Annotated in this window: 7 protein-coding genes; 3 read left to right on the forward strand and 4 right to left on the reverse strand. The window is 50.7% G+C overall.

Annotated features, from left to right (window positions below; genetic code table 11):
- Window positions 1-221 precede the first annotated feature (221 nt).
- Together ACFQ2O_RS02840 and ACFQ2O_RS02845 are read right to left on the reverse strand one after the other, a co-directional pair.
- Window positions 222-3,167: a glycosyltransferase family 117 protein gene (locus tag ACFQ2O_RS02840; RefSeq protein WP_377522764.1), complete on the reverse strand. Its 2,946-nt coding sequence runs from the start codon at window positions 3,165-3,167 to the stop codon at window positions 222-224.
- 108 nt (window positions 3,168-3,275) lie between these two features.
- Window positions 3,276-3,962, reverse strand: coding sequence for a hypothetical protein (locus tag ACFQ2O_RS02845; protein ID WP_377522765.1), 687 nt, complete (start codon window positions 3,960-3,962; stop codon window positions 3,276-3,278).
- A 125-nt stretch (window positions 3,963-4,087) separates the two neighbouring features.
- Here ACFQ2O_RS02845 and ACFQ2O_RS02850 point away from each other — a divergent pair, with 125 nt between their 5' ends.
- From ACFQ2O_RS02850 to ACFQ2O_RS02860, 3 genes are all read left to right on the forward strand, one after another.
- Window positions 4,088-5,596: a sensor histidine kinase gene (locus ACFQ2O_RS02850; RefSeq protein WP_377522766.1), complete on the forward strand. Its 1,509-nt coding sequence runs from the start codon at window positions 4,088-4,090 to the stop codon at window positions 5,594-5,596.
- A complete protein-coding gene (locus ACFQ2O_RS02855) occupies window positions 5,568-6,257 on the forward strand; it encodes a response regulator transcription factor (RefSeq protein WP_377522767.1) in 690 nt (229 codons plus the stop codon). Before ACFQ2O_RS02850 ends, ACFQ2O_RS02855 begins: the two co-directional genes overlap by 29 nt.
- 268 nt (window positions 6,258-6,525) lie before the next feature.
- The gene (locus tag ACFQ2O_RS02860; protein WP_377522768.1) at window positions 6,526-8,832 is read left to right on the forward strand and encodes a GH92 family glycosyl hydrolase; all 2,307 of its coding nucleotides are present in this window, start codon (window positions 6,526-6,528) and stop codon (window positions 8,830-8,832) included.
- Window positions 8,833-9,665: 833 nt separating this feature from the next.
- On the opposite strand, the gene ACFQ2O_RS02865 is transcribed toward ACFQ2O_RS02860, so the two are convergent.
- Both ACFQ2O_RS02865 and ACFQ2O_RS02870 read right to left on the reverse strand, forming a co-directional pair.
- Window positions 9,666-11,969, reverse strand: a complete 2,304-nt coding sequence (locus tag ACFQ2O_RS02865) for a GH92 family glycosyl hydrolase (protein WP_377522769.1) — start codon at window positions 11,967-11,969, stop codon at window positions 9,666-9,668.
- A gap of 35 nt (window positions 11,970-12,004) precedes the next feature.
- Entirely contained in the window at window positions 12,005-12,886 is an 882-nt protein-coding gene (locus tag ACFQ2O_RS02870) for an ROK family protein (RefSeq protein WP_377522772.1), read from the reverse strand.
- Between the last annotated feature and the right edge of the window lie 146 nt (window positions 12,887-13,032).

The following is a 13,032-nucleotide window of genomic DNA, read 5'->3' on the forward strand; positions in this document are numbered from 1 at the left end:
CGTATATATACATTAAAAGGAATAAATACTTAGTTAAGTATAGTAAACTAGGATTAATACTTGGAAAAGCTTTATCCCCTTAGGTAGTAGGCCTCTATTTCTACCAGACTTCCTACTGAATGACAGGTGTTTAGCGTGCTTAAAGTTAATACCACCCCACACTCTGAGCAAAGTACCTGTCGCTTAATATGCATAAAAAATAAGTACGCCAACCACTTACGCTACTGCCGCATCCGCTGCAGGTACTGCATAAAAGGCTGCTGCAGTGCCACCGCCTGCTCCTGCATTCCACTGTCCTGCGCCGCTATGATCAGGTTCTGAAGTTTAAGCATGTTCAGTTGAATTTCTCTGTCAAAAAGAGCTCCTTTTGCAAAGTAGTAGTCCAATTGTTGCTGCGTTTCCTGCCCTATAGTGTCTAGAAGAATCTTAGCCTGTTCCTGCTCTCCGACCGCAGCCAGTACAGGTATAAGCCTGGGTGTAAAGTAATCGGGTGGCACGGTATCTAGCGGCATTTTGGCGAGGCAAAAATCAACTACCTCTTTGGCTTTGGCTGTATTGCCTTCCTGCAGGTAAGCCTCTGCTAATAACGCAAATTTTTCGCGGGTGCTGGCGGTGAAACGCAGGTAGTTTTCATCTAGATAAACGCTGTTGCTATCGAGGCTGCGGTAGCTGAACTTGTGGATGAGATTATCATATAGCACCTCTTTATTTACATATCCCTGCTCCTGCTCGCTTTCTGTTTTTACTGGTACAATGCGGTAAACCATGCCTTCCAGCTGTGCATATTGGTCTAAACCAATGTAATCTGACACAGGAATAGCGCTGGAAAAGTAAATTGGTCTTTGCCAGTTATTGCTGCTAAGCAAATCAAGTATAACCAGGTGGCGCTTCTCGAGGTAAGGCACATTTACCTGCAGGTGCATTTTGGTGCTGATACTATCCTGTTTATACTTGGGTACAAAACTTTTGGCAAGGGCTGGGTTCACGTCCAGGTAAAAGTCTTTTGTAGGAAAAGTTAGCAAGGTGGTGCCCTGTCCGTACTGCACCTGTAGCGCCGGATGGTTATGCTGCACCAGCTGCATAAACTGCCGCAGATCTATGCCAGCTGCTACCTGCGGGCGCTCCACAAAAGGCAGATAATCGTTTGTGCCTTGCCTGTAGCTTTCTTCTCCGAGCGAGAGCGGCCATGCTGCTGCATCGTAAGCCGGACGCATCATCTGGTTGATGTACCAGTCTGTGTTCAGGAAAGTCATCACGGCCACGCGCACATCGGTACGATAACCCTCCACCTCCTGCACATACCAGAGCGGATAGGTGTCGTTGTCGGCATGAGTGAAAAGTATGGCGTTGGGAGCGCAGGAATCGAGCAGGTTTTTAGCTGATACCGTGGAAAAGTAGCGCTCGGAGCGGTCGTGGTCGTCCCAACCTTCTGCGGCCATTAGTACAGGCACAGCCATACTTACCGCCGTGGCAATAGCAGCGGTAGCTACTTTATGCTGCCAAAGCTTTCGAAAGAGAGAAGCCAGCGCGGGCACACCCAAGCCTATCCAGATGCAGAAGGCATAGAAGGAGGCGGCAAACGTATAATCCCGCTCCCGTGGCTCGGCGGGTGGCTGGTTCAAGTATAAAGCAATGGCTATGCCTGTAAAAAAGAAAATCAACCCCACCACGACAGCATCCTGTTCGCGCTTTCGGGCGTGAAAAAGCAAGCCAAGTATACCGAGCAGTAGCGGAAGCATATAGAAGCAGTTGCGGGCTTTGTTCTGAAGTATAACCGCCGGAATACCGCTATCATCCCCACGAAACCACAGCGCCCCGGCATGCTGCACATCACCTTCCCGCCCCACGAAGTTCCAGAGAAAATAACGCCAGTACATGTGCCCCAACTGGTAGTTCAGCAGAAAACTTAGATTCTGCGCAAATGTCGGCTTTTGCCCTTCGCGCAGGTCTAGCCACTTTTTATACTCCTGCAAATCGGCTGGCTTATCGCTGTAAATGCGGGGCAGCAGCGAGAGGTCTTTGCTATCATACACATGTTTTATACTTGGGGAGCCTACATACTTGTCTTTGCCCCTAGTGTAGCGCATCGGCCCCTCCTCCTGCCCCACAGGCTGTGCATTGTACTGCGGGCCGTACAGCAGCGGTCTGTCACCGTACTGCTCCCGCTTCAGGTAAGACACAAAGCTCATCACATCCTCCGGGTTATTGATATCGATGGTCGTGTCATAGCCGGAGCGAATCGGGATCATCATGTAAGAGCCATAGCCAATCAGCACAAACACAAAAGAAAGTATGGCTGTATTCAGAACACGGTTGTTGCGGCGGACGGAGAAGTATAAACTATAAAGTATAGCTGACGCCAGAAGGATAGCAAAGGCCACAATGCCAGCACCAAAGGGAAAGCCCAGGCTGTTCACAAAGAACACTTCCATACTTCCAGCCAGAGAAGGCAGCCCCGGTATCACGCCCCAAAGTATAAACAGCAGCACGGCGGCACTGAGGCAGAAAGTAAGTATAGCTCCTTTTAAAGAAGGCTTATACTTGCGGAAGTAAAAGATAAAAGCCAGCGCAGGTATGGCTACTAAGTTGAGCAGGTGCACGCCAATGGAAAGCCCCACCAGGTAAGCGATCAGGATGAGCCATTTATCTGCTGTAACCTCCCCAACTTTTGCCTCCCAGCGCAGCATCGCCCAGAAAACAATCGCTGTGAAGAAGGAGGACATAGCGTATACTTCGGCCTCGGTGGCAGAGAACCAGGCGGTGTCGGTAAAAGTATAAGCCAGTGCTCCAACTGCGCCGCTGCCAAGTATAAGCACTAACTTACTTGCCGATGGTTTCTCTCCGGCCGCACAAACAGCCTTACGGGAAAGTATAGTGATGGTCCAGAAGAGGAACAAGGAGGTAAAGGCACTGCTAAGGCCGGACAGAAAATTCACCCACCAGGCTACCTGCGAGGCATCGGCTGCAAACAAGGAAAACAGCCGCCCCACCAGCAGAAACAACGGCGCGCCCGGCGCATGCGGCACCATCAGTTTGTACGAGCAGGCAATAAACTCACCGCAGTCCCAGAAGCTGGCTGTTGGCTCCAGGGTCAACGTATAAACCGCCAGAGCTACACCAAATATGACCCAGCCGGTTACAGTGTTAAGAAGTTTATAGTTGCGCATAGGATGATTGTTCGTTTTTAAAATTACATCACACGGAGCACGATATGCCTTTGCTCCCGCTACTGCCCGGAGCTGCTTTTGCTAAGGTTATAATGCTCTACTCATAGATCAATTCGCAATTTCCAGCTCAAACACGATGTAGTGCTTCACGCCATACTTGCTGCCCCACTCGCTGGGTGGCACGGCATCCTGCGTAAGGGCGCAATACTGGTACAGGTCCGGCTGCTTTGGGTCGACATAGGGCAGCGAGTACACAAACAGCGGAAAAGAAGAGTTTAACGGCACCCGAACCGGATCGCCAAGTGAACCCGTAGCATCGCGCAGGCTGTACAGGTCTGTTTTGTTTGATTTATACTTTGGGTTTAGTCCAACTCGATCGAACTGCAACAGGAAGTGCGTCAGCTTTTTCTCGGGCTGATGGGAGATAAATTTGAACTGAAATATTGAATCAGCCTCTCCAAAAGCAAAGGCTTCCGGGTAACCTGTATCGGCAGACAAATTACGTACCTTCACCAGCTTGCCTTTTCGGTATTCCTTCGACACCAATTTAAAGTGCTTCCCTCGTAAGCTGGTATCAGAAAAGGCTACTTTAAAGTACTCCATGTCCTGCAGCCGCAGCACATCCCGCAACTCGCTGGATTGCATGTCCCAGGTAACAGTTACCGTAGTGCTGTCGTCTGATGCTTTGGCAACGCTTTGCAGCTGAAGCAGCACGAAAAGTAAGAGAATACAGCCGCTCTTAAGCTTTATACTTGCGGTAAGGCGGTTAAGGAGTTTTTTTACAGATGTGTTCATAGTTTTATATTTTGTCTTTTACAAAGCACGCTTTATACTTTCAGATTTAGCGTTAAGCCCTGTTAAGGAGTGTTAAATAGTGTTAACGACTGACCTTATCTGCCCCCGAATTATTATATTTGATCATGAAGCAGCGTGTAAAGTTGATCCTTATCCTGATGTCGGTGAGCACCTGCTGCTTGCTGGCCTTTCAGTTTTATTGGAGCTATGAGGCTTTCCAAAGTGCCTCTAAGGCCTTTAAAACTGATATAAATGCTGCCCTGCAAGCAGCCGTGGACCGTGAAATGGAACTGCGCCAGGATTACATTGCCAGCAAGTATGAAACCTGGCTCGCGGATACTAACCTGGTAAACATCGACTGCCATGTGGATACCGCTTCCGGCACAACCGTCTTTACCGTGTCGGATAGGAAAGCATCAGATAATGATGAAGCCACCTTTACAATAGGATTTCAGGAGTACAGAGCGGAAGAAGGCAAAATGACACCGAAGGTAAAGCAGTATTTTATCAAACGATTTGTAAACCATACGGTGCGGCCAAACCTGCAGGAGAAAGTAGCGATCTACTACACGCGCCAGTTAGGTGATCTGCTGGAAGAAACATATAAAAAGGAGAAACTGAACAAGGCACGATTGCAGCAACTGTTCACAGAAGCGCTCGCAGCAAGAGAAGTTGAAGCAGGCTATCAGCTTAGCTTCTCAGGAAATGAACCAGCTGTTGGAGAAGCTTTCCCTTACGCTACCCGCACATTTGAATTCGGCTTCAGGAAACCATTCAACCAGGTAAAAGCCTACTTCCCGGACCCAAACAAGGTGCTGCTGCTGCGCATGAAATGGGTACTGCTAAGCTCTCTGGTGCTGATAGCTGTTACCATTTGCTGCTTTGCCTACACCATCCTTACCATCCTCCGCCAGAAAAAGCTGGCAGAGCTGAAGAGCGATTTTGTAAACAACATGACGCACGAGCTGCGCACGCCAGTTGCCACCATCAGCATTGCCGCCGAAGCCATACAAGCGTTTAACCTTAGCAAAACTTCTGCGGAGGAGTATTTGAGTATCATCCGGCAACAGTCGGGTCGCCTCTCCCACCTGATAGATAGCATCCTGAAAAACCTCGCTTTTGAGCAGGACCAGCTGGAACTGGCACCACACCCGGCAAGCTTGCAGCAGTTGGCAGAACAGGCTATACTACAGCACAAGCCGCAACTGGACTTGGCCGGGGCCGGTGTAACCTATGATTTCCCGGCACAACCGATACTTGTAAATGCCGATGAACTGCACCTGCTTAATGTGCTTTCGAACCTCATCGAGAACGCCCTGAAGTATAGCCGGGGCACCTTACAGCTACACCTCCGTTGCCAGCAAAAAAACGGGCAAGCCATACTTAGTGTGCAGGACAATGGCATAGGCATCCCTGCTGCTATGCAGGCTAAGGTGTTTGACAAATTCTTCCGAGTAACGAATGGCAACACGCACAACACCAAAGGCTATGGTCTGGGCTTGAGCTATGCCAAAACGATCATAGAGCGGCACGGCGGAAGTATAAGCCTGCAGAGCCAGGAGCAAAAGGGCTCCACTTTCATCCTTTCACTTCCAGTATACCAGCATGAGCCAGCCGAGCGTACTACTGCTTGAAGATGAGCCGCAATTAGCCAAAATCGTTATGGAAAGCCTGCAGAGCAGAGACTTTAACGTAACGCATGCTGCTAACGGGCTACAAGGTTTGGATGCCGTTCGGGCTACTGCCTTCGATATCTGCGTAGTAGATGTGATGCTACCCCTCATGGATGGCTTTACCTTTGTGCAGGAGCTACGCAAAACCGACACAAAAACGCCTGTACTTTTCCTCACCGCCAAATCCATGACAGAAGATGTGGTGCGGGGCTTTGAGCTGGGTGGCAATGATTATCTCAAAAAGCCATTTAGCCTGGAGGAGCTGGTGCTGCGCCTGAAAGAACTGCTCCGAAGAAACGGCAGCACGGCGGCAGATAAATCACCTGAAACGATAGCGATTGGTGCTTATACATTTGCACCACAAAAACAGGAGCTCTGGTATAAACAGGAGCTGGTCACCAAGCTTTCCCACCGCGAAAGCGAGCTGCTCAAGCTACTCGTGCAGCAAAAGAACCAGGTACTCGACCGCAAAGCCAGCCTGCTCAAACTTTGGGGAGACGACAGCTTCTTCAACGGCCGCTCCATGGACGTCTTCATCTCTAAACTCCGCAAACACCTCAAAAAAGACCCTGCCGTGGAAATTCTGAACATTCGCGGTGTGGGGTATAAACTGGTGTCTTAAGTATGATTTATACTTATACATTTCACGTACTTGTCCCTTCTAGTAACAAAAGCTAAGTTTGCATCTTCTAGGGAGCTTCACCAGCTAAACATCTAACTAGACAAGATAAGCTGTTTAGTTTTTTATAGATGTGGAGAGAAGTACGCTCTTGTACTAAGAGCACACAAATAGTAGCGGGTCAATAGTATAGGATGCCTTTTCGCTTTATTCTGAAAATCTAAAATGCTACCTTACTCCTGAATTAAGTATAAACTGCTCCTTCTCTACTATGAAATTACCTTGCCGAATTGTCTGTACTTTACTCGTACTTGCCTCTCTTTGCTCTCCTGTTGTTGCTCAAAAAAAGGAAAAGCCTTTTGAGCCGGAGGAGCTGGTAAACCCGCTGATGGGCACCGACTCCAAGGTGAGCCTCTCGAACGGCAACACCTACCCTGCCGTGGCCGTGCCTTGGGGCATGAACCTCTGGACCGCACAGACGGGCAAAATGGGTAATGGCTGGGCCTACACGCACGACGCCGATCAGATCCGGGGCTTCAAGCAAACACACCAGCCTTCGCCCTGGATGAACGATTACGGGCAGTTTGCGATTATGCCCATTACTGGTAAAGCAATGTTCCGGGAGGACGACCGGGCCAGCTGGTTCTCCCACAAGTCGGAGGTGGCAAAGCCCTACTACTACAGCGTTTACCTGGCAGACCACGACGTGACCACTGAGTTCACCCCTACCGAGCGTGCCGCCCAGTTTCGCTTCACCTTCCCTAAATCCGACAGCTCTTTTATTGTGATCGACGCTCTGGACAGAGGTTCTTATGTGAAGGTGATACCTGAAGAAAACAAAATCATTGGCTATACTACCCGCGCCGCTCGGAGTAACCCTGTCGATTTTAAAAACTATTTTGTTATCTATATTGGTAAACCCCTAAAGGTAGCATACACCTGGCACGACACGGTACTTGTTAAAAATGCTTTGGAGATGGATGCCAATCATGCCGGTGCAATCGTAGGGTTCAAAACAGCTAAAGGCGAGAAAGTAAACCTAAAGGTGGCTTCCTCCTTCATAAGTATGGAGCAGGCCGAGCTAAACCTGCAACGCGAGCTGGCGAACGATGATTTTGCGACAACTGAACGCAAGGCCAAAGAACGCTGGAACCAGGCCCTGAGCCGTATTAGGGTGGAGGGAGGCACCGACGAGCAGCTGCGCACCTTCTACTCCTGCCTCTACCGCACGCTCTTTTTCCCGCACAAGATGTACGAGCTGGACGCTACTGGCAAGCCGGTGCATTACAGCCCTTACGACGGCAAGACCTACAACGGCTACCGCTTTGCCGGCACTGGCTTCTGGGATACGTTCCGGGCGCTGTACCCTTTCCTGAACCTGGCCTACCCATCTATCAACAAAGAGATGCAGGCGGGCCTGGTGAATGACTATAAAGAAGGTGGCTGGCTGCCGGAGTGGTCCAGCCCGGGCTATGCCGACATCATGGTGGGCAACAATTCTGCCTCTGTGGTGTCAGACGCTTACATGAAAGGCCTGCGTGGTTATGATATTGAGACGCTCTACGAGGCGCTGCAGCACGGGGCAAACAACGAAGGCCCTATCTCCGCCATAGGGCGTGCCGGTGCAGGCTATTACAATAAGCTGGGTTATGTTCCTTATGATGTAAAAATCAACGAGAATGCCGCCCGTACGCTGGAGTATGCCTACGACGATTTTGCCATCTACCAACTGGCTAAGGCGCTGAAGAGGCCTCCAAATGAAATAGAACTGTACAGGAAGCGCAGCCAGAACTACCGCAACCTCTTTGACCCATCCACCGGGCTGATGCGCGGCAAGAACCAGGATGGCACCTTTCAGTCGCCGTTCAATCCTTTTAAATGGGGTGATGCTTTCACCGAGGGCAACAGCTGGCACTACAGCTGGTCAGTTTTTCATGATGTGCAGGGACTGGTGGATTTGATGGGTGGCAAGAAGAATTTCGTAGCCAAGCTGGATTCAGTTTTCTCCTTGCCTCCCATGTACGATGACAGTTACTACAGTGGCGTGATCCATGAGATACGCGAGATGCAGATTGCCAACATGGGACAGTACGCGCACGGTAACCAGCCCATTCAGCACATGACTTACCTCTACAACTACGCCGGTGAGCCTTGGAAAACACAGCACTGGGTACGTGAGACCATGAACCGCATGTATTCTGCTACTCCTGACGGGTACTGCGGTGACGAAGACAACGGCCAGACCTCTGCCTGGTACGTGTTCTCTGCCTTGGGCTTCTACCCTGTTACGCCTGCCGTTAACCAGTATGTGCTTGGTGCTCCACTCTTCAAAAAGGCAACCATCAAGCTTGAGAACGGAAAAGAGTTTGTAATAGAAGCACCTGCTAACAGCAGCCAGAACCTGTACATACAACAGGCCAGGCTGAACGGCAAAAAACACAACAAGAACTGGATCTCGCATGAGGATATTCTGGACGGTGGCAAGCTAAAGTTTGATATGGGCGCTACGCCGAACATGAATCGTGGTACTGAAGAGAGTGCTTTCCCATACTCTCTATCAAGTGCAGAGAAAGAGTAAAGTCTGTAAGTTAAACGCGAGGAGTAATGCCCACTTTTGGAACTTGCTAAAACGACTACTAAGCTGATGCTGCTCACTCAAAGCCATCCCCTAATTACAATCCTGAAGTAGGCTTCAAACCTCGCAGCGTGCGCAGCACCTGCGAGCGTCTGGAACAATTTTGAATGAGCGGATAAGTGATTGATTGAATTTTATACTTGTTCCTTTTTCACCTTTTATCATCCTGTAAGGATCTTGTGAGCGAGCTTTAAAACACTTTCACTCCGCCACCAAGATCTTTCCAAGATGACAAAGAGGGGTTCAAGTTTTCAAAAACCAGTTATTCATTCAATTATTGTTTAGGAGTCCCGGACGCTCTCGAGGAGAGGAATCTCGGCTAGTACTATTCATCAAGTATAAGTTTCATGGTAACATTATCCAACCACCCCCAGCCCCCTTGTCTAAGGAGGGGAACTGGCTAAAGCTACGTCAGCAGAGACTACTCTCCTGTTCCCACTCTTAAGCGCTTTACAGCTATAAACGTATAACAGGGATTTGGGAGCTGGAGGCTCAGCAGCAGCTAGAAAAGTTAGCTTGTTCGGAGATGCAGTAGGCAGCAGCTAAGCAAGTATGACTGAAACAAGTATAGCCGAAGCTGTACAGGTATGGCTCTGCGAGCTAGTATGCATAGTAGGACACGAGATGCAAACTCGCGCCAGCAGGGGTATCTAAGTATAAGAAAAGGCAGTCTTTGGCACATGCGGACGCTTGCTCCAGATTGATCACGCATTATAACAGAACAGCACCTCCTGCCGGACGTGCTGTTCTGTTGTTTGATACTTGCTGATTTATACTTACGGAGCCACTGCCATGAGTTTCTTATTGGGTTTGCTGCCCATGTGGAAGGTGAGCCTGCCGCCGTCCATGATCTCGCTGTGCGTTATGTAGCTGCGGTTGATGTCTTTCCCGTTAAGTTCGATTCTCTGCACATAAACGTTCCTATCCTTCTGGTTCTTCACGTCGATGACGAAGGTTTTCCCGTTCTCCAGGTTTATACTTGCTGACTTCACAGCGGGGCTGCCGATGGCGTAATGCTCAGAGCCGGGGGCCACCGGGTAGAAGCCAAGCGCACTGAACACATACCAGGCGCTCATCTGCCCAAAGTCATCGTTGCCACCCAGGCCGTCCACGGTCGGCTTGTACATGGCCTTGAGCACCATGCGCGTGCGCTCCTGCGTCTTCCAAGGCTGGTCGGTCCAGTTGTAGAGGTAGGCCACGTGGTGAGAGGGCTCGTTGCCGTGCACGTAGTTGCCGATGATGCCGTCGCGGGAGATGTCCTCCGTGTTCTCAAAGTACCTGCCCGGCAGCTCCATCGTGAAGAGCGAATCCAGATGCTGCGCGAAACGCCGCTTTCCGCCCATCATGGCGACCATCTGAGCAGGGTCGTGCGGCACGTACAGGCTGTAGTTCCAGGAGTTGCCTTCGATGAAGCCCTGGCCGTGCGTGTCCAGCGGGTCGAACTCTTTCTTCCAGCTGCCGTCGCTCAGCCTCGGGCGCATGTAGCCGGACTTGGCATCATACACGTTTTTGTAGTTCTGAGACCGCTTGATAAACTCCTCGTAAATATCCTGTCGATTCAGCTTCTTGGCCATCTGTGCGATGCACCAGTCGTCGTAGGCGTACTCCAGCGTCTTGGACACAGAGGAGCCGTTCTTATCCTCCGGCACGTAGCCCATCTCCATGTAGTAGCTCAGGCCGTCGTAGTAGTTGTTGCGGGCCGTAGTCACGCATGCCTCCAGGGCACGGTTTGCATCGAAGTTTGTGTTTCCCTTCATCACCGCGTCAGCGATAACTGGTACGCTGTGGTAGCCGATCATGCACCAGTTTTCGTTGGCGTGGTGCGACCACACGGGCAGCATCTTATGCACGCTCTGGTCGTAGTGGGCCAGCATAGACTTGACCATGTCGGCGTTGCGCTTGGGCTGCACGATGTTGAAGAGCGGGTGCAGCGCGCGGTAGGTATCCCAAAGCGAGAAGCTGGTGTAGTTGGTGAAGCCTTTTGCCTGGTGCACGTTCATATCCAGGCCCCTGTACTTTCCGTCCACGTCCATGTAGGTGGTCGGGCCGAGGAAGGCGTGGTACAGGGCGGTGTAGAAGTTCACCAGGTCGTCCTTCTCGGCGCTCACCACCACCTTGTTCAGCTCTTTGTTCCACTGGGCCTGCCCCTGCTGCTTCACCTGCTCAAAATCCCAGTGCGGTATCTCGGCCCGCATGTTGGCAAGGGCACCCTCCGTGCTTATCGGCGAGAGGGCGAACTTAACCTTGATTTTCTCTCCTTCCTCTGTCTTGAAATCGAAGTAGGCGCGCAGCTTTTTAGCAGCGAACTCCGGGAAGTTCTTCGTCTGGTCGAACTTGCGCCAGAAGCCTTTATACACCTGCTCCTCGTCGTAGTTCTTGTTACCGTATTGGTAAAAAGGCTTGTTAAAGGCCATGGCAAAGTATACGGTGCGTGTTCTGGCCCACCCGTTCGTCTGGCGGTAGCCCGTAATAAGCGTGTCGTTCTCCACCCGCACAAAGGTCCACACGTTCTTGCCGTCGTAGTTGTAGATGCCCGACATCAGGTCAAGTATGATGTGCGCCTCGTCCGATTTGGGAAAGGTGTACTGGTGCATCCCTACCCGATTGGTAGCCGTCAGTTCGGCGGTGATGTTGTGGTCGTCCAGCTTCACTTTGTAGTAGGCCGGCTCTGCCACCTCGTTTTTATGCGAGAAGGCGGAGCGGTAGCCGCTCTCGGGCCTGTCTTCTGTGCCCGGGTTGAGTTGCAGCCTTCCCGTGGTGGGGGCGATCAGGAAGTCGCCTAGGTCGGAGTGGCCGGTGCCGCTGAAGTGCGTGTGGCTGAAGCCGACGATCGTCTTATCATCATACTGATAGCCTGCGCAATATTTATAAACGTCCTTGTTATACTTACCGTCAACAGCGTAGGGGATGGTGTCGGTGTCGGGGCTGAGCTGCACCATGCCGAAGGGCACCGTCGCCCCCGGGTAGGTGTGGCCCATTTTGGCCGTGCCGACCAGCGGGTTCACGTGCTTCACCAAATCAGCCTGCGCCAGCGACAGCAGGGGCGTGAGCAGAAGCGCAGGCAAGAGTAACTTTTTCATAGAACGAGGTATTTATAGGAATTATGAATGCTGAATTACAATTTTTGGATGTGTGAGGTGTTCCAGAGGTTTGCCGCTCCAATCAAAGCAGCCTCTTCGCCTAATACGGCTTGCTTTACGGGCAGCGTTATACTTTGCTGATGTAGCGTTTTCAGAAGGACAGTTTCAAAAAGAGGCAGGGCTTTGGCAATATTTCCACCCAATACGATTACTTCCGGCTGCTCGTCCTGCACAAAGGGAATGAGAAAAGCAGCCAGGTTTTGCCCAAACTCATCAAACAGTTGTTGCACCCTTGGATCTTCCGCATGCATGTCTGCGATGGCTTTTACATGGGGTAACTGCTGGCCGGTCAGCTCCTGAAAACGTTTTACAAACCAGCGGGAGCTCAGGTGCTCTTCAGCTATACTATCTTTGAACGGAATATTCCAGCGGTTGGCATCTTCTGCGCTGCCGTCTCTGAACCAGGTGGAGCCAAGGCCGGTGCCCAATGTAAGGCCTATAGCTTTGCCATAACCTTTGGCTGCTCCGCCCAATACCTCTCCGTACAAAAAGCTGGGAGCATCGTTCTGAAACAGGATGTGTTCCGGCCGCACCTGCAACTGCTGCGTCAGCAAAGGCCTCACATGCACACCATAAAGGGCGTCAAACTTACCCTGGTTTTTCATCAAGGCTATCCCCTGTTCATAATCAAAAGGGCCGGGCATGGCGATGCCAATGTGCTGTACCACAGTATCACATTTACCTGTAGCGGCCAGTATGGCAGTGCTCCATGCCTCGATTATTTCCTCTACTGAGCCTCCAGCGTTTACATCTGCCCTGCTCATGGTTTCATGCAACACTTGCTGGTTGTTTAAGTCAACTACGGCAGCCAAAATATGAGTGCCTCCAATGTCAACACCAAGTATAAGTTTTTGCATAAAAGCTATGTAATATCAGGCGAAAGTTTAGATAAGAAAGTTTAATATACAAAACCCTGATTAAAACCCTGATTAAAACTCGGAGTTTACACACACATTGTTCTCCTTCTTGGTGCTTTCATACTTTCCGCAACGTGCTACTAGTG

The organism is Pontibacter rugosus (assembly GCF_042678745.1).
Lineage (GTDB): Bacteria > Bacteroidota > Bacteroidia > Cytophagales > Hymenobacteraceae > Pontibacter > Pontibacter rugosus.

What these genes read in the sequence shown, in the direction of transcription:
- ACFQ2O_RS02845 (WP_377522765.1), bottom strand. Translation starts at nt 3,962, where the DNA reads ATGAACACATCTGTAAAAAAACTCCTTAACCGCCTTACCGCAAGTATA.
- ACFQ2O_RS02860 (WP_377522768.1), top strand. Translation starts at nt 6,526, where the DNA reads ATGAAATTACCTTGCCGAATTGTCTGTACTTTACTCGTACTTGCCTCT.
- ACFQ2O_RS02855 (WP_377522767.1), top strand. Translation starts at nt 5,568, where the DNA reads ATGAGCCAGCCGAGCGTACTACTGCTTGAAGATGAGCCGCAATTAGCC.
- ACFQ2O_RS02850 (WP_377522766.1), top strand. Translation starts at nt 4,088, where the DNA reads ATGAAGCAGCGTGTAAAGTTGATCCTTATCCTGATGTCGGTGAGCACC.
- ACFQ2O_RS02870 (WP_377522772.1), bottom strand. Translation starts at nt 12,886, where the DNA reads ATGCAAAAACTTATACTTGGTGTTGACATTGGAGGCACTCATATTTTG.
- ACFQ2O_RS02840 (WP_377522764.1), bottom strand. Translation starts at nt 3,167, where the DNA reads ATGCGCAACTATAAACTTCTTAACACTGTAACCGGCTGGGTCATATTT.
- ACFQ2O_RS02865 (WP_377522769.1), bottom strand. Translation starts at nt 11,969, where the DNA reads ATGAAAAAGTTACTCTTGCCTGCGCTTCTGCTCACGCCCCTGCTGTCG.